The sequence below is a fragment of the Paenibacillus sp. JJ1722 genome, assembly GCF_048282685.1.
Lineage (GTDB): Bacteria > Bacillota > Bacilli > Paenibacillales > Paenibacillaceae > Paenibacillus > Paenibacillus polymyxa_B.
Map to the genome: position 1 here is coordinate 3248183 of NZ_CP182500.1, position 21325 is coordinate 3269507.

Genomic DNA, 21325 nt, shown 5'->3' on the forward strand with positions numbered 1-21325 from the left:
AATTATTTGCACGTTGAATGCTTTAGCTTTATAATTCTTATTGTAACTAATGAAGTTCCACCTTAATACACATTCTAAAGGGGGGAGCACCACTCCCAGTTACTCAATAAAATACGTATACATGGAGGCTTTTTCCTTATGAATATCGAAGTTTGGTCTGATTATATGTGTCCATTCTGTTATATCGGCAAACGCCGTTTGGAGCAAGTATTACAGCAATTCCCACATCGCAATGAGGTGCAATTGACATTCAAGAGTTTCGAATTGAACCCGAATGCTGTGAGAGATAGTGGTAAAACGATCAATGAAGAACTATCAGCTAAATATGGGGTCAGTCTGCAAGAGGCTCAGGCTATGAATGATCGAATGAACGAAAACGCACGCTCTGCGGGTCTTGATTATAATATTCATGCCATGGTGCCGACGAACTCTCTTGATGCTCACCGCTTAACACTTTGGGCTCAAACACAAGGCAAAATGCTGGAGCTGAGCGAGCGTTTATTCCAAGCTGTTTTCATCGAAGGCAAGCATACAGGGGATCATGAAGTGCTGGTAGCGCTGGCTACTGAAGTTGGTTTGGATCAAAAGGAAGCGGCTGCTATATTAGCCAGTGACCGTTTTACCGACGAAGTTAGAGCTGATGAAGCCGAAGGCGCTGAATTGGGTGTTCAGGGTGTGCCATTCTTTGTATTTGATCGAAAATTTGCTATTTCTGGTGCCCAGCCGGAGGAAGTATTTCATGATGCGCTTCAAAAAGCATGGGATGAACGCTCACCTTTCACCATGATAAGCGGCAGCTCGTCCAAACAAGATGCAGGTGGTTTATGTACCGATGAGGGTTGTGAGCTTCCAGGCCGTGAGGGCTGAACAGTCCGTGAATAAAGATTTTCTACTTCCTAAATAAATTTTAAAAAAGCGTGCCAGCACTCAATTAAACCTGAGGCTGGCACGCATCTTTATTTTATAACGATTTAATCATTCCGCCATCCACAAGGATGGTACTCCCTGTCAAATAGGATGAAGCTGAAGACGCCAGAAAAGCAACGACTTTACCGAACTCTTCAGGCTGTCCATACCGTCCCAATGGAATGCCCTCTTCTGCTTGTTTGCGAACCTGATCCGTCGTTTGCTGGGTTTTCTCAGCTCGATGCTCGTCCAAGCTACGCACGCGATCAGTTGCAATTCTCCCCGGTGCTACAGTATGTACCAGAATATTATGAGGAGCTAATTCCAGAGACAATGTTTTTGCCAATCCAGCAACTCCAGTACGCAGCGTATTTGAAATGATTAACCCCGGAATTGGCTGCTTAACTGAGGAAGAAGCAATATTTAAAATCCTACCGCTTTGTTGTTTTTTCATATATGGTAACACTTCACGGATCAACCGGATATGACTAAGTAAATTTTGTTCAAAGGCCTGCATCCACACTTCATCTGTAAAATCATCAAAGGTACCGGCAGGAGGCCCACCTGCATTGTTAACCAAAATATCCACGGTGCCAAACAAATCAGCTGTACGGCGGATGGCCTGGGAGATATGTTCTGGTTTTGTTACATCGCAAACTACATATTCAACGCGGCCACTCGCTGTTTCCAGTAATTCCGCCTGCGTCCGCTGAAGCTCTGCTTCGTTCCGTCCTGAAATGACGACATTCGCACCCTCGCGTGCCAGCTCTCGTGCGCTTGCCTTGCCGAGTCCTTTACTGGAACCTGCAACAAAGGCTGTTTTTCCCGTTAATCCTAAATCCATCTATGACACTCCCTTTTCTAAGCGTTCTCTATTTAATTGTACACATGACCAGCACATAATGCGAATAGCTTGGTAGTATTATGAAGGCTATCTATCTTCTCACCATTAAAAAGAATACGAAATCATTAATTGCAAGGTAAAACAAAAAGGCCTGACAGTTAGTCAGGGCCCTTTTTGTTTACAGCACGTTATGATGTTGATGCAGGTGTTGTTGTTGTCTGCTCGTATACAACAACGGACTGGCTCTCAGGCTCCCATTTAACATTTGTCCCCAAGGCCTCTCCGATTACCCTTACAGGTACCATTGTCGTCCCATCCACTATGGATGCTGGCTGCTCTATAGAATACGGCTGACCGTTAATATATGCTTTTGGACTGTTAACAAATAATTTGACGGACACGCCGTTACGGGTGACAGTAACAGCCTTTTCTTTCGGATCCCAGGAAACCTTTGCATCCAAAGCTTCGGAAGCTGTTCTAAACGGAACAAGTGTGGTCCCATTGCGGTTAATCGGTTTGGCATCGTATTTTTCACCATTCACGAACAGCTTCATACCCGACGGCCGTCCGGCCTTCTTCGAGAATTCACCCAGCTTTTTGTAGCTGTCCAGATCGGACACATTAGCCAGTACCGCCTCCTCCTGCATGTAAACGGCATCAGTCACATTTCCGTTTTCAGCCAGTAGCTCAGCTGCCTCAGTCAGTGCTTTACCAGAATTCCGGATCAATTCAAGTTCAGCAACCTGCTCCGGAGTCAAACGGTTTGGGTATTTCGTAAGCAGCAGATTTGCAATAACCGCTCCTGCCGGCTTATCCTTCGTATTTTCTACCGCGTGAAGCAGACCCTTATAACCGTTGCGTCCCTTGTGACCATTATGGTCTTTGGACTCCTCGTATGTATCATCTGTTACTGCAACAGGTTCGGTTTTTCTGATTTCTGCGTGTTTGTCTTTTTTTCTGTTTTCATCCTTTTTCCCGGATGCTTTGTCCTTTTGTTTTTTGGACTGATCATTGTCTGAGTCATGGGGATTGATTAGCTCTTCCCCGCTCTTTTCATTCCCGTCTTTAACAGACGTCTTTGCTTCCTGTTTGTCCTCCTGATCATTTCCGCGTCCCTGCTTGGCTTCAGCGGTTCCCGCTGCCAATCCCAAGACCAGTATACACGCTAGTAAGGCTGTCCAAGTGTTTCTCATGATGCGATTCCTCCTTATAGTAAAGACCGGGCTCAAATGTCCCTAGATGTATTAACGGCTTCTCTAAGCTGATTTTTTATCTTTTCTTATCTAATGTGTGAGACACTACTATAGCTGCAGTCCATATTACCAAAACCACTATAAAATTTTATTATACGCCTAACCTATTTACACAGTATAATGAGAATTACACATGCATTTTTAAGAATCAGCCTTTACATTCGCATAATAGAAAGAAGATGAAACAGACATGTTCGGCACCATTCTTTTGGACGTTGTTTTACCTATTTTTGTACTTATCGGTTTTGGTTGTATCATGCAATATTATTTTCGACTGGATTTGTATACCTTAGCTAAAATCAATTTTTACTATATCACCCCCGCAGTTGTGTTTACAGGTCTTTATAACTCGGAAATTTCTTTAATGCTCATGGGTGAGGTTTCACTTTTTTATGCCTTGTACATAGCTATTCTGTACGTAATCAGCACTACCGTCGCCAGATCTCTGAAATACAGCCCCGGAATGCGTGGAGCTTTTACAAATAGTGTAATGCTAGATAATTCAGGGAATTATGGTCTGCCAATCAATCAGTTGGTGTTCAAAGGTGACCCGTTGGCCATTTCCGTTCAAGCTCTGATTATGACCTTTCAAAGCTTTGTCACATTTACATACGGCACTTTTGTTGTGCAAAACGGCAAGGCCAATACTCGAAAAATATTAATTAATTTTTTTAAAATGCCTGTTCCCTATGCGCTTGCGCTAGGTTTGCTCCTAAATCTGCTGCATAGTCCATTGCCTAATTTACTGGCTGAACCTTTGAATTATATTAGTCAGTCGATGGTTGCCGTGGCTCTGCTTACTTTGGGGGCACAAATTGTGCAATATCCCTTTCGTTTGCGCCGGGCAGCCGTGTACATCAGTATGGTACTACGCCTGATTGCTGGTCCAATGGTCGGTTTTATGCTCGTCTTGCTGCTGGGTCTTAAGGGGATTCCGGCTCAAGCCTTGCTCATTGCATCGGGTATGCCTACCGGCGTTAATACAAGTATTTTGGCGGAAGAATATAAAAATGAACCCGATTTTGCCGCACAAACAGTATTACTTTCTACGATTGTGAATGTCATTACGATGACACTGTTAATTTCAGCATCTCGGCATCTTATTTGAGGTGTATGATAAATATAAAAAATGGATTAGAGACGCTTTTTGTCTAAGGACAGGAGCGTTTCTTTTTCAAGATGAAGGGAACATGCGTTCGTGTTATTGTTTCTTTTTTCTACTTAAAGTGGTGTGTTTGTTTTGTGGAGATCGTATGCGAGAAAGAGTTTTTTTCTATTATGAATTTTTCATATAGTGAAATAATCATACAATTTAATTTGAATCTCTATTAGTTGCTGTTTTCAACTTGTCGTTGCTTTTTCCCCAAAAAAAGAATCCGGGACAACAGGTCGTCAAAAATAAAGCCAGCTCACTCATTAGAGTGGCTGACTTAGGATTATCCTTATTAAGGTTTAGGGCTCAATTCCCCATTGCTTGCTTCCAGACAGGTAAGCGGTTATTTTAGCAGAATCTTGTAAACTGTTTGCTGTGGGATTAAATGAATAATCATCGGTTTGTGTGTAACTGCTCCAGTCCTCTTTGGATATCCGGGTTTGCAACTCCACACTTTGACCGGGTTCTAAAGAACCCGCAGCCGATTTAAACCCGATTTCTGCATAAGAATCTGCCCCTGGCTTCGCATTGGATAATGTTTTGAAGCTAGCAATCACATTCCCTGTACCGACGCTCGACCAATCCGTGAAGAAATTTTGTACTTTCTCCCCGTTAATGGTGTAATAATAACGCAATGTCACGTCTGCTAGGGAAATTGATGAGGTTCCCGTATTGGTTATTTTAAATTTGGAACTGATTGTATTGCTTGTGGCGGATACATTCCCATTGAAGGTTTGCACCTTCAGAACGCCCTCGCCTGTTCCCGGCTCACTTGGCGTATCCCCTTTCACCGTAATCGTAAGCAACACATCATTACCTGTACTAAAATGGAAGTTTAGTGCTGTCTCTCCTTTAGGAAGTTTAGATAAATACTTGTTGGTAAGAACGACTGTTTCTTCACTAAGCGTATAATCTTCACCTTTGTTCAACACCACACTCCCCTGCTTGATAGCTTCTAACGTATTGCCGTTAAGTGTTAGCTTGACAGTAAGATCCGTATTGCTGTTATTCAATCCATAGGTTGCAGTCGTTGGTGTAATACTTGCTTGCCCGGTAGATGGCTGATCACCACCCACACGATCTGCCACCAGAATGCCACGGCCATTCGTTCCCAGATAAGCACGTCCATAAACCCGAGGGTCCCCAATAATTTTGGTCACTCGAGCATATTGATGCTTGTCATCATTAATGCGCGCCCAGTTTGCGCCAGCATCGTCCGAACGGTAAAATCCACGTGTACCATCAATTTTACCAACGATAAATACCGCTGCATTCGTACGGTTCGGCGCTGCCTTACCAAAGCCTACAAAATCCGCTTCCTGCACATTAGAGAGCTTGGTGAACGTAGCGCCGGAATCATTGGAATGCCATAAGCCATACGGCCCTCCATCCTCGGAGCCTCCGGCGAACCATACATCTCCTTCTGCTCCTCGTACAGCATCAATATCAGCATTGCCTGCTGTCGGCAAGCCAGTTACCGCTGATGGCGTAAAGGATACGCCTCCATTGGTGCTCACATATATTTTCCCGGAGGCAAATGCGTAATATTTATTAGGGTTCACTCGGTCAGAGACGATCTTTGCATTCGCTGGAATCCCTGTGCTTGCTGTCCATGAGTTGCCGCCAGTTTTGGAGTAGAACACACCTTTGTCTGATGTACTCCACAGCAAGCCATTACCATCTGCTGCTACGGCGATGCTGCCTCCTCCTGCTGTACCGGAAGGCTCACTATTTGCTTTATACCAGTTGGCTCCTCCATCATTGGAAAAACCGATGGATTTGGCATTTGGATCTTTTTTATAATCCGCTTTACCTACTCGGGCCATAAAAGAAGGATTCAGCTCGGCATAATCAATGCTTTCGCTGCTTGTAAAGGTCGGATTATCCAGCATTTTAGCTGGAGCCTTGAATAAATCGTCATGTCTGAATCCAGAGACATCACCTACTGCGCTCACCAAAGGCGCGCCGGTTGGAGGGCTCACCAGATCCAAAATTGCCGTTTCCTCTACCCCTTTAGCGGCTACTGAAATATCCAGCTTTCCGCCTTTATCCCAATTGGTCAGATTTTTAGAGCCATAAATCGTAGCTCCGGTGCCGTACAACATATGGTCTGAATTAAATGGATCTATCTCCAGATCTCCAATCATCCACCCCAGCTTGGGCGATACTTCCGGTGGAGCAGGGTTGGCATTGAAAGTCAGCCAAGGCGCACCGCTTATATCCAGATTGTATTTTAGCTTACGAGACGGATAACCATCAAATTCCCAAATAGGACTCCAAGTTGCCCCACTATCAGTGCTGCGATAAATCGTTTCATCCGGCCACCAGGCATTCAACGTAGCAACCATGAGTGTACCTGGCTTCTGGGCATCCACCGTCAGTCCACCATATCCAAAATGATTGTCCGCACTACTGCTACCTATGGGGCTAATGTTAGTCCATTGCCCGCTTGCTGTATTCAATTTCCACAGTTCACCCTTTGATCCATCATATGGACCTGCTCCATCGCTATAAGAAATATATAGATTGCCGTCCGGTGATAACACACCATGATGTGGCAAATAGCCCGTAGGCTGTCCCGCTATAGCAGACCAGGTTGTCCCGCCATCTGTACTGCGATAGACACTTTGCTTTTTATCTGCAACACCTACATAGATCGTCTGCGTTGCTTTACTGGAAGAGCCTGTTTTTTTGTCAAAGGTGATCCACGCTAAACCGACAATGTCGCTGGTATATTCATTGGAAGGGTCCTGTACATACGTCCCTGGATTCGGGAAACTGCTTACCTTGCTCCAAGTTGCTCCAAAATCAGAGCTTTTCCATAGTCCATTACCACTTCGAGCTCCAAAGAACAAAATATTATTTTTATTTGGATCAATCGTCAGACGTTCACCCATTGAACGCCCCGGCATATTGCCCCCCACCTTAAAAGGAAGCTTGGTTGTCTGCCACGTATTGCCCCTGTCGATGGAACGCATAATTTGCCCGTTTTGTTTATCCCATGAATTAGTATACGTACCTGTAGCTATATATACACGATTCGGATCAACAGAATCAGTCGCTAGTGCATCGACACCATTTTTGTTCCAATCCTCCCAGCCCACAGAATCCGTCAGCGGAATCCAACTCTCATTGGCAGCATTCCAGCGGTAAGCTCCTCCAATATCTGTACGGGCATAGATCAGGTCTTTTTCCGTTTCATTAAAAATAATGCCAGGTACAAAACCACCTCCTCCACCCGTAACCACACTTTTCCAACTGTAATCGTCACTTGGAGCAGCATGAGTCGGCGCTATCATTCCTGTCCAGGAAGCACCCGCTACCACAAGCGCCAAACAAGCAATTCTCAACCTGTTTTTTGCCTTAGTCAATGAATTCAACCTCCTTCTTCATTATCAATTGAATATGCGAGTCATTTTGAGATAAAAGTAATCAGCCGATTCTGAATTCGTCCCTATCGTTATCGTTGCTTCTCACAATTCTGACAAATGTCCTCTCAGACTCACCCCCATTCATTCCCAATAAATACGGTGCAACACTGTTTTTTGTTAGCGCTTACATCGGTGACTTGCTCAATAGATTCGTCATCTTTTTCCCATTTCCTTGTGCGAAAAATCAAGATAATACAATTTTATCTCCTGCTCCGCAGCTTATAATAGGAGGTTTGAACTTCCTTCAGAGTTAATACCTTTTATTTAATTCTATTATGAATTTTTCATATAGTGAATTAATTACTTGATTTTCATTCTTTATGGGTGTCAAAATACTTTGATTTACAACAAAAAACCGCGCTATGCGCGGTTCCAGCTTCGTTAATATGTCCTCAGTCATAAACATATGCCTATTATTGCAAGTATTCAAGCGCCAGTGCTAAAAAAATATGCCCTGAGACGAGCAATGCCCGCTCATCAAAATCAAAGTGAGGATGGTGATGAGCAAAATGCGTTCGTTCATCCTCATTGCGTGCACCCACATGAATGAAGGCTCCCGGTCGATGCTCCAAATAATAAGCAAAATCCTCTGCTCCCATGACCGGCTTCAAATCCAAAAAAGCGTCTGCTCCATACAGTCTGCCGATGAGCTCGCGTACACGTTCCGTTTCGGCTTCGGCATTCACCAAAGAAGGATAGCCATTCAGATAGTCAATTTCGTATCCGGCATGATAAGCCTCAGTCAACCCCTTGACGATACTGCGAATTTCATTCTCGACTTCCTTACGCACTTCCTTATTAAACGTACGTACGGTGCCTTCAATTTTAGCCTTATCTGCAATCACATTAAAGGCAGTTCCAGCTTGAAATACCCCAATCGTTAACACTGCTGATTCAATAGGGTCCACCCTGCGACTAACCACCTGCTGCAACCCGTTCACAATTTGACTGCCGATAACAATAGAGTCCACCGTCTGATGCGGTCGTGCGCCATGCCCGCCTTTACCGTTGATCTGGATCGTAAACGCGTCGACAGCCGCCATCGCAGGCCCACTCTTTAATCCAATTTTACCAAAAGGAATTTCAGATGCGAGGTGAATACCATATACCGCCTCTACCCCATCCAGACAGCCATCCTCAATCATAAACTTGGCTCCACCAGGCGGTTTTTCTTCCGCATGTTGAAAAATAAACACAAGCTTTCCCTTCAGCGCCTCACGGTTATGGCTCAACACGCGTGCCACTCCAAGTAACGCAGCCGTGTGACCATCATGTCCGCAGGCATGCATAACACCCGGAACGGTCGATTTATAAGGCACATCCTTTTCATCCTGAATGGGAAGTGCATCAAAATCAGCACGAAATGCAATCGTTCTACCTGGCTGACCGCCTTCTAAAAACCCCAGCACACCGTTTCCACCCACATTCGTTCTTACCTCAATACCAAAAGAACGCAATTGATCGGCGATAAATACAGACGTATTCGTTTCTTCAAAAGACAGCTCGGGATGCTGATGTAAATGTCTTCTCCACGCAATCAGCTCTTGTTCATCATCTTTTAATTCCTGAACCCATTTATCTAGCATAATGCCCTCTTTTCCTATTGAATTTATATACTTATATCCTTATCTTACCATGAACGGCCTGTAGAATGTAGCTCTCTTATCATGCCGATAGCAGATCAAAGGAAGGGGTTGAACCTAGGCCGGGTAATGACAAGCGGCATAATGTCCTGTGCTAATCGCTGTCAGCTCAGGTGCTTCCTCACGACAACGCGAGGTCGCTAGTGGACAGCGGGTATGAAAACGACAGCCGGATGGCGGCTTCGCAGGCGAAGGAATCTCACCTTGTACCGTAATTAGCTCCCGACGGTTTTTCGGATTTGGGTTAGGTATCGAGGCAACAAGCCCCCGGGTATACGGATGGACAGGATGCCTGAACAACTCGTCACTTGGCGCAATTTCTACAAGTTTCCCCAAGTACATAACCCCTATCCGATCTGAAATATGGCGGACAATGTGCAATCCGTGTGCAATAAACAAATAGGTTGTATCCAGCTTACGCTGTAAGTCCTGAAGCAGATTGACAATTTGCGCCTGAACGGAAACATCCAAAGCCGACACTGCCTCATCCGCCAAAATAAACTGCGGTTGCAGAGCAATGGCACGGGCTATCCCGATTCGCTGCCGCTGTCCTCCCGAAAATTCATGCGGAAACCGCGTAACCAGCGAAGATGATAATCCAACAGCGCTCAGGAGTTCTTCCACCCGTTCCTGCTTTGCCTTGCCATACAACCCTTCATGAACCGCAAGCGGCTCCCCTATGATATCTCCCACATTCCACCGTGGATCAAGTGATCCGTAGGGGTCTTGAAAAATCATCTGCATATCACGGCGAACGGATCGCAACTCAGAATTTCCTAAACGTGTCAGCTCCCGATCCTGGAACCATACCTGCCCTGAGGTCGGACGTTCCAGCTGCATCAGCAGCCGGCCTAAAGTAGACTTACCGCTGCCGGATTCTCCGACCAATCCAAAGGTTTCGCCCTGCCGGATTGAGAACGATACATCATCCACCGCCCGGATCGAAGCACCCGTCCGACCGGGAAAGCTTTTTTTCACCGGATAATACTTGCGAATTTCATCCACTCTAAACAAGTCCTGCTTGTTCTGGACGGTTTCCGTGATAGTCTCATTGGATTTAGGGGAGTTCTTTACCTGTACGCCATGACTGCTCACCTTAGCCCCATCAACAGCAGATACGTTCATCAATTCTTCCTTTACTTCGGTTGCCTTTGCAACAGCATCTGCCGTGATCTGCCCTTTCACCGATAGCTCTGTAATAAACCAATCGCCGGACGCAGCCAATTGCTCCGAATGCCAGCAAGCTACCTCGCGTTCATCCTTGGCTGCCAGCGGTGGCGCTTCGTTTTTGCATTGATCTGTCGCATGCGGGCAACGCGGGTGAAACAAGCAGCCGGAAGGCAATGCACTCAGGCTCGGAATTGCCCCCGGGATCGTAAACAGCTTGCTGCTGCGATCTGTATCCAGTGTTGCCACCGAACGAAGTAACCCTCTAGTGTAAGGGTGCAATGGCAGCTCGAACAGTTCTTCCGTTACTGCTTGCTCCACAACTCGACCGGCATACATCACAACAATTCGATCCGCAACCTCTGCGGCAATACCCAAATCATGCGTAATCAACAGAATCGACATGTTGAATTCTGTCTTTAATTCCTGAAGCAATTGCAAAATTTGTGACTGAATCGTTACATCCAGCGCCGTTGTTGGTTCATCCGCTATTAGCAGCTCAGGGCCACATGAAAGTGCCATTGCAATCATCGCCCGTTGTAGCATCCCACCGGACAGCTCTCCGGGGTATTGCTTCATACGAATTTCCGGTTCAGGAATCCCTACCCTGTTCAGCAAATGAACCGCATGAGCCCATGCTTGCTTTCGTGTCTTCCGGTCATGCTCCATGATGATTTCTATCAGCTGATACCCGATAGTGTACACCGGATCAAACGCCGACATCGGCTCTTGAAATACCATCGCCATCTTTTTGCCACGAAGTGAGCGTAATTCCTGCTGTGACAAAACGGTCAAATCTATGCCCTGCAACCGTATTTGTCCTTGGGCAATTCGTCCGTTCTCATAATCGATTAGCCGCATAATCGCCTTGGAGGTAATCGTTTTTCCGCTGCCAGATTCACCGACGAGGCAGACCGTTTCTCCCGCCCTGATCGTCAGTGATACGTTGTCGAGTGCTTGCAGCAAACCTTTTTTAGTGTGAAAATCGACCGACAAATGTTCAATCTCCAGCAATGATGACAAACGAACTCCCTCCTTCTATAGCACTTAAGAATAGGCTTCCTGATGCTAGTTTGCGTTCTTTTTCGGGTCCAACTGGTCTCTCAGCTTGTCGCCCAAAATATTGACTGACAACACAAACAACGTAATGGCTAGGCCAGGAAAGGTACATATCCACCAAGCTACTGTCAAATATCCTCGTCCTTGAGACAATACTGTTCCCCAATCTGGAATTTCCTTTACCGTGCCAAGTCCCAGAAAGCTTAATCCCGATCCGGCCAAAATAGCGCTACCGATGCCAAGCGTCGCCATCACGAGCAAAGGGGACAAGGAATTAGGAAGCACATGACGCCAAAAGATGCCGAAAGGTGTAACTCCGATGGAAAGCGAAGCAATGACGTAAGAACGTCCTTTTATACTCATAATTTGGCCTCGCATAACTCTTGCATAACCGGGGACAGCAGATATGGCTACCGCCAGCACAATATTGAACAAGCTTGGGCCAAGAGCCGCCGCAATCGCCAAAGCCAGCAGAATTCCGGGAATAGTCATCAAAATATCAATAAATCGCATCAGTATCGAATCCACTGTACCGCCAATGTAACCTGAGAGCGCACCAATAATTCCACCCACCAGACCGCCGACGAGTACCGACATGAAGCCAATAAACAGAGAATCCCGACTTCCGTGAACAACCAGACTGAATACATCCCGCCCAAAATAGTCCGTTCCGAACCAGTGAGAAGCACTTGGGCCTTGTAAAATATGGTCGCTTAACATTTCTGTGGGTGCATAAGAAGCAATCCATTGCGGAAACGCCGCACAGACGATTACGAACACAATAATCAGTCCCGCCGCATATACGAACCCATCCGACACTCCACCGAGCCGCCACCTTCCAGTTTGCCGAGCTACCCGCAGCTTTCTTTCCTTCCAAATTGTTTTGGCAGCCATTGTTTCTCTCAACCGACTTCCTCCTCCCTGAATCCTTCCGGCTTACGCCGAGCGTCTAACCCTTGGATCAATGAACGTATACGATATATCCACCAGTAGATTTACGATCACATACATGATGGCAGAGAACAATACAACTCCCTGCACAACTGGTAAGTCTTTAGCCATAATTGCGTCCGCAATTAAACGCCCAATGCCTTGCCGTGAAAATACCGTCTCACTCACAACTGCTCCGGCCAGCATTTCTCCCATCAGCATCCCGATCATCGTTATCGCTGGAATCAACGCATTGCGTAGCGCATGGCGATACATAATAACCTTTTCAGACAAACCCTTGGAACGGAGCGTTACGATGAACTGCTCATTAATGACTTCCAGCATACTGTTACGCACCATTCTGACAATGAACCCTGCACCGACAATGCCCAAAGTGAGAGACGGAAGCACAAGAGTTTTCCAACCGTCCGAGCCCATAGCAGGCAGCCATCCCAAGTGAATGGAGAAAATAAGCAACAGCAGAATGCCTGACCAGAATGTGGGCATAGAAATGCCGAACAATCCAACGATTCGAGCGATGATATCAATCGGTTTATCCCGATGAATGGCCGACAGCACTCCAAGCAGGACACCAATAATGACCGAAATAGCAGAACCGGCAAGCGTCAGCGCCAGTGTAGGCGGGAGATTGACCCATATTTTAGGCAGCACCGGATCAGCATTGAGCAGTGATTTTCCAAAATCACCTTGTAGCAGATTTCCGAAATAGTTCAAAAACTGAACATGAAAAGGCTGATCCACTCCCAGCTTATGACGCAAATTGGCGATCATCTCTGGCGTGGCCGTTGAAGGGTCAAGAATCGAATCTACCGGGTCCCCCGGGAGCAGATACAAAATGCTGAATACCAAAATACAGGAACCCAGAATGACCAACAAAGAAGTAACCAGTCTTTCTGCAACAGCTCTGATCATAGCCCACACTCCTTCCCTACTGGATGGTCCCCAGAAATTACTTAGCAATACTATTTTTGAATACGCACATCGTTAAAGAGCGGATAACCCACTAAATCGAATTTGAGACCCTGCACTGACTTGGCTGCTCCAACCGTATAAGGGAAAACATAAATCGGAATGATGACGGCCTGATCACGTATTAGCTGTTGCACCTTTTTATAAATCTCCTCCCGCTTGGCATCGTCCTGTTCAATAGCTCCCTGCTCCAACAGCTTGTCGACCTCTGGATTGGAGAAGTTAGGCAGTGTAGGCCGCTGATTTGGTGCCGCTGTGTGGTAAAAAGCATATAAAGCGTTCGGGTCCACATTGACCTGGCTATTTCCGTAGAAATCATAGTTTCCGTTCGTATATACAACTGTTGCAATATCCTTGGTAATTTCAATCTTCACATCAACACCGATTTTCTTCAGCTGCTGCTGAATAATGGCTGCAATGTCGTTCCGTTTTTCACGGTTCGGAGTGCCGTCTACATAATGCAGCGTCAGACGTTGTCCATCCTTCACCCGAAAACCATCCGTTCCCTTAGCCCACCCCAACTCATCCAGTAACTGATTGGCCTTGTTAAGATCAGGCTGCAAGCCGTTTTCCAGTGATTTATCATATCCAAAAATACTTGGAGTGAGTGGCGACCAAGCCTGTTCATAAGTTCCTAGATACAGCGTTTTGACGATCGTCCCCACATCAATACCATATTGCAATGCCTGCCTCGCCTTTAATTCATTCCACGGTGTCTTCTTTTGGTTAATGAACAGTGTATATGGCAATCCTAGGGTATTGACCTGCAACAATTGGAAATTAGGGTCACTCTTCAACGTCAAAATGTTCTGCGGTGGGACGGTTTCAGCGGCCAAAGCCTGCCCACTCTGCACACTGCCGATCCGGGTCGCCTCCTCCGGAACAATTTTAAAGGTCACGCTGTCCAAATACGGCGCTCCCTGATTCTCAATAGTTTCCGGTGCCCATTTGTAATCCGGGTTACGTTCGATTTTGATTTCTGCATTTTCGTCCCATTTTACAAACTTAAAGGGGCCTGTACCCACTGGATGCTTACCGAATTGATCTCCATATTTTCTAACTCCTGCTGGCGAAACAATGGCTACAGCCGGAACACTTAAATTGCTCAAAAATGCCTGCGATGGTCGTTTCAGATTCAATTTAATCGTGTATTCGTCAATCACCTGTGAGGATTCATAGGGAGCCAGCAAGTTAGCGGCATTACCTACTACGGCTTGCGGATCAATAATCCGATCATAGCTAAATTTGACGGCTTCCGCATTGAACGGAGTTCCGTCATGGAACTTAACATCCTTGCGCAGCTTGAATGTATAGCTTTTGCCATCCTCGGAAACGCTCCATTCGGTTGCCAGCCAAGGCTTAATCGTATTGTCCGGTAGCTTTACCACCAAGTTATCGAATATCGCACGATATACCCGAGATGCTACTGCCAATCCACTCTTATGCGGGTCCAGTGAATCCGGCGATGTTGCCAGTGCATAGGTAAGATCTCCACCTTCTGCAGCTTGCCCGCCTCCCGCTGCATTCGCCTCAGTATTCGTAGAATTGGCCCCGCTATTACCCGAGCATGCCGATAAGACCAGCACCATCGACAGGGTTAAAGCTACCATTTTTGCAAATCGACTTGTTCGTTTCACCTAAAAACACTCTCCGATCTGATGGGTGATGTTATGATTACATTGCATTTTTGGAGCCTATGTTTCATTGTTGATAATTCCAATGAGATATATATGAATTATGTTAATAACTGTATACCTGCGTTTTTATAGTGTCAATGCAGGTTCTAATTGGAATGCTCTATAGATGGATAGAAGACTTGAATTGACAACAAAAAAGAGCCGATAGGATACTCTCCCCGACTCTTTTTCATTACTTAATTTCTATTTCGAATTTTTCAGGTATTGAAAAACTGACTGATATTCCCTCTTACCGGATGTGTCTGTTCCCTGTACTCACCTTTCGTATAGCTTCCAATCACCTTACGCCAAAAGGACTGTGCCGGCCTATTCGTGCTCATTTGGGTCACCTTCCAACGTCCGTTAAAACGTCCAAACAGCTCATGAGCCGCCCAAGTCCCAACCCCATTATGCCGATAAGGACGAAGTACAAAGAACTCAGCCATGTAGTAGTCAGCTTCTCGATTGCTGGACATTCGGTCAACGAGTGCAAAACCCACAGGAATATCCTGTCTCCAAATCAGAAAAGGTAGCTTCTGTTCACCGCTCGTCCAATATTGATACAAGTCTGGATAAGCCGGGAATGTCCCCTTCTCAGTGACATCAATTCGAAGATAGGCTGTAAAATCATATAAATAAAATTGCATGAGCTGTACAATAATGTCCTTTTGCGACTCCGGTACACTCTTAATAGATAGCTTCAGTTCCGATTTGATATTATACCCCATACTTTCACCTCTCTTGGCGGTTCAATCTGTTCTTTAACTTCGAATTACATCCCATCCAGTGCTGTTCAAAATATGCTAAAATACATATATATTATGACCGGACGAGGTGGAACTCAATGAATATACAAAAGATCATCGACCGGCGCAAACTAGATGAAAAAATGCCGGGATTACCATGGTACGTGCAGCAATTTATGGATTATAAGCTGCCCGACCTGTCCCCTTCCACATTACTAGAATATGTGCGGGATTACGAAGCTTTCTTTTCATGGCTTCGCGCGGAAGGCTTGTCCACCGGAGAAACGAATGCCCAAGTTACACTGGAAGAGTTGGAGACACTTCATATGGACAGTATTACAGGCTTTCGATTATTCCTGTCTACTAAGCGCGAAGGCTCCAACTCCCGTATTACCATTTCACGTAAGCTATCGTCTCTGCGTTCGCTTTTTCATTATTTAAGTCAGATCGCTGAGGATGAAAATTTTTATCCGTTGCTCAAACGCAACATTATGGCTAAGGTCGAAATCAAGCGTATACATAAACCCAAGGATACGGCGGCTAAGCTTAAAGGTAAAATACTGGAAGAGGAAGAACTGCTTGAATTCATCGGTTATATTTATGAAGGCTATGGTCAAGATTTGGCCGATAACAAGCAAGCATTATACTCCTATGAACTAAATAAGGAACGGGATGCCTGCATCGCCAGCCTCATTCTGAACTCAGGCCTGCGCGTATCTGAAATCGTCAATCTGAATCTGGACGATTTAGACATAAACAATAAACTATTATATGTGTACCGCAAAGGCAATAACGACGAAACCTTTAAAACGCCGGTGTATTTCCGCGAGCAATCCAAAGATGATCTCGTACTTTATTTGTCCCTGAGACATACCCGTTACCGCGCTCCAAAAAAAGAAAAGGCTCTCTTTGTCACACGTCCTAACGGCAGTACAGAAGGCAAACGAATGACCAAAAGAGCGATTCAGGCAATGATCATTAAGTACGCCAAACGGTTCGGCAAGCCTTACCTTACCGTGCATAAGCTTCGTCATTCCTTTGCTACTGACTATTATTTACAAAATGATATTTACAAAACAAAGGAACAGCTGGGGCACGCTTCGACAGAAACAACAGAAGTGTATGCTCACCTGACTGACAAAACCATGTCTCAGGCGATCGAACGGCGGGTAGAGACTCTAACCGACTCAGCCGATTGATGTCTCACCCCTGCTCATTCCTCATTCCTTCTATCTGCTTTTGAATCTGTTCGAGTAGCCAGCGGCCTGCGGGTCCGTTGGCCTCGGCAGGAAATATCTGTATCATTTCATCTGAGTAGTGACCTTGAGCCCAATCCATTTGATGCTCCCAAACCGCTACTCCCTGTACATTTGTCAGCTTATCGGTAAGCTGAGCATCCGATTGTTCCCGCACCATGACCAGCTTCGGATAATCCTCTTGCTTGAAGCCTTCTAGCAACACACAATCATAGGCCTGAAAATGCCGGATCAGTCCGGTGACAGGCTGACTATTCTCCTCTAAAATGGCTGTTCTTCCAGCCGAAACAATAGCTATGCCTTCAGCACCCGCCTGTCGGTGCTTGAACGTATCTGTACCCTCATGATCCATTTCAAATTCATGTCCATCATGCTTAATCACTGCTACGCGTAGACCTGACTTCTGCACATAACGAATCAATCCTCCGAGAAAGGTCGTTTTTCCCGTATTTTTGAATCCGACGATTTGACATACAAATGGATGTTTCGTATTCACGTCACCTGTCCACCTTGTAACACCAGTACACGCACCTCTTCACCTTCGCGTAATCCTTCTGTTGTGGGAGGAATCACGATCAGACAGTCGCTGTCCTTAATGGTCACCATGACACTGGATTCATCTACTCGCGCAGGAATCGCGTATACTTGTCCACCACGTATCTCCAGAGAGCTGCGTACAAAGCGTGTATAGTTGTTTACCTTCGTATAATCTGCGCCTAACTTCGCCGTCCAGGTTTGTAAATATGGATGTGCCGAAGATACCATCATTTGGATCGTCGGCCGTACAAACAGCTCACAGCCTACAAAGCACGCACCGGGGTTGCCTGAAAGCGCAAATAACAGCTTGCCGTCAATCACTGCGGCTGTGGTCACACTTCCTGGACGCATCGTAACCTTGTTGAACAGCATATTCACATCTTCCTGTCGTACCAGATCACCCATAATATCAAAATCCCCCACTGATACTCCTCCACTCGTGACCACGATATCATAGGCATCTATCGCTTCACGTACAGAAGTACGGGCAAGGCTCAAATCATCATGAATGGCTTGTAAAATAAACGGCTCTCCTCCTGCCTCTCTAATTTGAGAAGCCAACATATATGTATTACTGTTTCGAATTTTCCCCGGTTGTAACGGCTCATCCACTGCAAGTAATTCCGATCCTGTAGAAAAAACGGCCACCTTTGGCTTCCTGTAAACAGGTACCCGGTGTACTCCAAAAGTAGCCAGTACCGAGATGTGCCCTGCTCCCAGGCAGGTTCCCTTACTAAGCAAAAGCCGACCTTCCTGAATCTCATGACCAATCTGTGTCACATTTTTGCCAACTTCTATACGCTTCTTCAAGCCGACATATGTCTGTCCGTTTTCTTCACGCAGCTGTGTCGCTTCCAGCATGACAACCGTGTCCGCTCCTTCAGGTAATTGCGCTCCTGTCATGATGCGGGCAGCCATTCCAGTCTCCACCCGCTTGTCCGATACGGTGCCACAAGGAATTTCATCAATCACATGTAGCCAGATTTCCTGACCGGACGAACACACTTCGGTGTCCGAGCCTAGGATCGCATAACCGTCCATACCTGAGCGACGAAAACGGGGATACGGGTGTGGTGCGGTCAAATCCATCGCCAAATAACGTCCATGCGCCTGCTCCAGCTCTACGTCTTCCCTTTCACACTGTTTAACATAGCTAGCTATCCTGCTTTGTGCCTCTTCCACCTGAACTGCTTTACGCTGGAATTTTTCTGCGTTTAATGATGTATGATTCATAATCTCACTCCGTTCTTCTAAAATGCCCTCTTTCTGTTATAACGCTAAAACCGTTATCTGGCAAATCCGGGCGGAGTTTAGAACGTCAAACTCGGCTGCTTTTCCCCGTGCTGTTGCGTGTTTTGGGCTTACTATATAAGTATGTTGGCAATAAAATAACCCGTGAATTCCACGGGTCATTTCCATAACTTTATAAGTGCTTCAAGCTTATTATGAGAAATAGAGCAAGTGAAGCTTCGAATCGTACCAGGCCTTCAAATGCGCTAGACTCGATCTCACAGCTGAAAAGCTTCCTTACAAGCCTGTGCAGTTACCCCGATCGTATAAGAACAATGTCTAGAGTAACGCGGTACATAATCAGTTCTTTTCTTTTTTCTTGAGCTCTGCCGGTATCGGTTTAGCGCCAAATACTGTTTTTTCGTTTTTGGTAGATTCGTTAGCGTATTTTCCCAGTCTTAAATTTAAAGCTCTCGCCAATTTCTTATCCATTTTCGTTCACCTCCTTTCCATAAAGGAAGAATACTGAATGCTTGAATAGCTAAAGATAAGCATATTATGTGGGATTGTACAAAAAAATTCACCGCACAAATCAAAACACATACCGTTTTATAATATTTGTGGTTATTGGTCTTATGAATATAAATAAAATGATTGGGTGCATAAACTAAAAACACTAATACTGAACAAGCATTAATAATCAAAATCGTTGATAAATTTAAAGAGACGAGAGGTATAGTTACACATATTGCCGTTGTAAAACAGACACAAAATGTAAGATTACTGAAGTGTGCCCCTCCTGAAAATCTTCTTACAAACATGATAGTTACTAGAGCTAATAACGACCCCAAAAAATGCCCAGTCATCCAAGCTATAATCGCAACCATTAGTATCGAAGACACTTCGGTAATTTTTATACCAAGCGCATATTCCATCACTTCTACACTTGTTGGACCATCAGGATCAGCTTTTTTTATTTCCGTTGCGATGTACCGTGATAGCGCTTCTAGCATCCTCATAATCTCCTCTCTCTGAAAAGAAATACGACACGCCGAAAGTAAGCAATGAAATGGATAGTAATCCTATGGTATTTGAGCTATAGAGCATATACAAAGTAATAAAAATGGTGACAGCTGATATTAGAGCACCTAGAATCAACATTTTATTTAGGGATGATAAGTAATTTTCAGCTCTTAAAAAATCATGTGGAGGCTGAATTATAAACGAGAAACCAAAGTTATATTTTCCCATTATATAAGAAATAAAGCACGCAATAATAATAGAAGTTAACTGAATAACGTAAATAGAAGAGCCAGAAGTATCATTAATAGCACCTGGTTCTGCTACTCCAAAAAAATAAGCAAACAGAAATACAAAAAGTTGTAAATTAATGTAGGCCGTTAGACCAGAACCAGCAGAAAAAGCTGCTAGATGGGTTTTGATCCCTAAACCAAATCTAAAAAAGATAACCATTAACAAATACTGAAGCGGCAAATCTAATTTAGGCAAGCCTATAACTTCCCTCATTAGAAAGGAAAACAAAGCTATGCCAATTGCATAAAATAATATTTTTCTACGATATTCCCTCACGGGAAGCATATAAAGCTTTAAGACCAAAATAACAGCGGCCAAAGCATCGAATACACCAAGTGATATATATAAAAAAGCAGATAACACAGATACACCATCCTCTTATTTCGCCTGTTGTAATTGTATATTTTACTATTAGATGTGGCAATGAAATAATCTAGTAAACTGGTAATATTTGTTTTTATGTAAGGTAAATATTTATTTTTGTCATCAAAAAATATAAAAAGAACGATTTTAAAATCGTCCTCTTGTTGCAGTTTTAGCCTGGAACCTTCTGAATTATCTATCTGGCATCATCCTTTTGTCGAGCTGCTCAAGTACAAGCGGCCAAGCCTGCTCATGTTGGTTTCTTGAATTCTCGTCTGGTAAACCTGCATGCGTTAAGTAAAGATGCGTGCCATTACCGCGAGGTTTAAGCTCAACAGTGAGAACTGTTTCAGCTCCCTTGGTACCGCCTTCGCCAGTAATCCAAGTCAGCTCGATCAGTCGGTTTTGCTCAAGTCTTAGAAATCTTCCGTAATGTGGATGACGCTTCCCCTCAAAATGCGTTTCGAAAAAGAAGGTCATGTTCACTTCAGCCTCCATTAATACTGATCCTGGGGCTGCAAACCAACTGTCAAACCGCTTCGTCCAAGCCTGATACAGGACATTCGGAGAACACTCCATTTTTCGTTCCACCATTAGATTAAATGGTCTTTGTGAAAGATCTGGCCAAGAAATAGATAGTACCATTTAATTTTCAATCCCTTCAATCAAACAAAGTTTTGATTATCTCTACATTATTATATCCATAAAAGTGTAGGTTTGGCTGTGCCGCTAGATGATCACCAACGTCATCTCTAAAAATAAAAAAAGGAACTGTGCATCAGTACCACAGTTCCGCGAATCTTTTGTTTTCAAATAAATTGACGATA

At 44.9% G+C, this 21325-nt stretch carries 18 protein-coding genes; 3 read left to right on the forward strand and 15 right to left on the reverse strand.

Features of this window, described 5'->3' with window-relative positions:
• The first annotated feature begins 138 nt into the window (after nt 1-138).
• Entirely contained in the window at nt 139-867 is a 729-nt protein-coding gene (locus tag ACM1ND_RS14235; RefSeq protein ID WP_023988931.1) for a DsbA family oxidoreductase, read from the forward strand.
• A 94-nt stretch (nt 868-961) separates the two neighbouring features.
• On the opposite strand, the gene ACM1ND_RS14240 is transcribed toward ACM1ND_RS14235, so the two are convergent.
• Both ACM1ND_RS14240 and ACM1ND_RS14245 read right to left on the reverse strand, forming a co-directional pair.
• Nucleotides 962-1750, reverse strand: a complete 789-nt coding sequence (locus ACM1ND_RS14240) for an SDR family oxidoreductase (RefSeq protein WP_053325578.1) — start codon at nt 1748-1750, stop codon at nt 962-964.
• A 188-nt stretch (nt 1751-1938) separates the two neighbouring features.
• Complete coding sequence (locus tag ACM1ND_RS14245) at nt 1939-2943, reverse strand: copper amine oxidase N-terminal domain-containing protein (protein ID WP_023988933.1); 1005 nt, start codon at nt 2941-2943, stop codon at nt 1939-1941.
• Between the two features lie 250 nt (nt 2944-3193).
• Here ACM1ND_RS14245 and ACM1ND_RS14250 point away from each other — a divergent pair, with 250 nt between their 5' ends.
• Nucleotides 3194-4111, forward strand: a complete 918-nt coding sequence (locus ACM1ND_RS14250) for an AEC family transporter (RefSeq protein ID WP_418026183.1) — start codon at nt 3194-3196, stop codon at nt 4109-4111.
• 344 nt (nt 4112-4455) lie between these two features.
• On the opposite strand, the gene ACM1ND_RS14255 is transcribed toward ACM1ND_RS14250, so the two are convergent.
• From ACM1ND_RS14255 to ACM1ND_RS14285, 7 genes are all read right to left on the reverse strand, one after another.
• Nucleotides 4456-7527: a X2-like carbohydrate binding domain-containing protein gene (locus ACM1ND_RS14255; protein ID WP_418026184.1), complete on the reverse strand. Its 3072-nt coding sequence runs from the start codon at nt 7525-7527 to the stop codon at nt 4456-4458.
• A 473-nt stretch (nt 7528-8000) separates the two neighbouring features.
• On the reverse strand, nt 8001-9173 hold the full coding sequence (locus ACM1ND_RS14260) for a M20 family metallopeptidase (RefSeq protein ID WP_340958625.1): 1173 nt from the start codon (nt 9171-9173) through the stop codon (nt 8001-8003).
• A gap of 114 nt (nt 9174-9287) precedes the next feature.
• On the reverse strand, nt 9288-11420 hold the full coding sequence (locus tag ACM1ND_RS14265; protein WP_418026185.1) for a dipeptide ABC transporter ATP-binding protein: 2133 nt from the start codon (nt 11418-11420) through the stop codon (nt 9288-9290).
• A gap of 45 nt (nt 11421-11465) precedes the next feature.
• Nucleotides 11466-12362: an ABC transporter permease gene (locus ACM1ND_RS14270; RefSeq protein ID WP_076265281.1), complete on the reverse strand. Its 897-nt coding sequence runs from the start codon at nt 12360-12362 to the stop codon at nt 11466-11468.
• A gap of 30 nt (nt 12363-12392) precedes the next feature.
• On the reverse strand, nt 12393-13319 hold the full coding sequence (locus tag ACM1ND_RS14275) for an ABC transporter permease (RefSeq protein WP_023988940.1): 927 nt from the start codon (nt 13317-13319) through the stop codon (nt 12393-12395).
• A 50-nt stretch (nt 13320-13369) separates the two neighbouring features.
• Nucleotides 13370-14986 carry an ABC transporter substrate-binding protein gene (locus tag ACM1ND_RS14280; protein WP_418028031.1) on the reverse strand — a complete coding sequence of 539 codons (1617 nt, stop codon included), beginning with the start codon at nt 14984-14986 and terminating at the stop codon, nt 13370-13372.
• A 284-nt stretch (nt 14987-15270) separates the two neighbouring features.
• Nucleotides 15271-15780, reverse strand: a complete 510-nt coding sequence (locus ACM1ND_RS14285) for a GNAT family N-acetyltransferase (RefSeq protein WP_023988942.1) — start codon at nt 15778-15780, stop codon at nt 15271-15273.
• A gap of 116 nt (nt 15781-15896) precedes the next feature.
• Between ACM1ND_RS14285 and xerS the strand changes: the two genes are divergently transcribed.
• Nucleotides 15897-16997, forward strand: coding sequence for a tyrosine recombinase XerS (gene xerS, locus ACM1ND_RS14290; RefSeq protein ID WP_023988943.1), 1101 nt, complete (start codon nt 15897-15899; stop codon nt 16995-16997).
• Between the two features lie 4 nt (nt 16998-17001).
• Here the strand turns inward: xerS and mobB are convergent, their stop codons facing one another.
• The 6 genes from mobB to ACM1ND_RS14320 all read right to left on the reverse strand — a co-directional run bounded on the left by mobB (nt 17002) and on the right by ACM1ND_RS14320 (nt 21143).
• Nucleotides 17002-17550, reverse strand: a complete 549-nt coding sequence (mobB, locus tag ACM1ND_RS14295) for a molybdopterin-guanine dinucleotide biosynthesis protein B (protein WP_028541693.1) — start codon at nt 17548-17550, stop codon at nt 17002-17004.
• Nucleotides 17547-18824, reverse strand: coding sequence for a gephyrin-like molybdotransferase Glp (gene glp / locus ACM1ND_RS14300; RefSeq protein WP_418026186.1), 1278 nt, complete (start codon nt 18822-18824; stop codon nt 17547-17549). The genes mobB and glp overlap by 4 nt, the downstream gene beginning before the upstream one ends.
• A gap of 357 nt (nt 18825-19181) precedes the next feature.
• Entirely contained in the window at nt 19182-19313 is a 132-nt protein-coding gene (locus ACM1ND_RS14305) for a hypothetical protein (RefSeq protein WP_023988946.1), read from the reverse strand.
• Entirely contained in the window at nt 19286-19834 is a 549-nt protein-coding gene (locus tag ACM1ND_RS14310; RefSeq protein WP_076159567.1) for an accessory gene regulator ArgB-like protein, read from the reverse strand. The genes ACM1ND_RS14305 and ACM1ND_RS14310 overlap by 28 nt, the downstream gene beginning before the upstream one ends.
• Nucleotides 19785-20498, reverse strand: a complete 714-nt coding sequence (locus tag ACM1ND_RS14315; RefSeq protein ID WP_076159564.1) for a hypothetical protein — start codon at nt 20496-20498, stop codon at nt 19785-19787. The genes ACM1ND_RS14310 and ACM1ND_RS14315 overlap by 50 nt, the downstream gene beginning before the upstream one ends.
• A 192-nt stretch (nt 20499-20690) precedes the next feature.
• A complete protein-coding gene (locus tag ACM1ND_RS14320; protein ID WP_264453701.1) occupies nt 20691-21143 on the reverse strand; it encodes an SRPBCC family protein in 453 nt (150 codons plus the stop codon).
• Nucleotides 21144-21325: the final 182 nt, after the last annotated feature.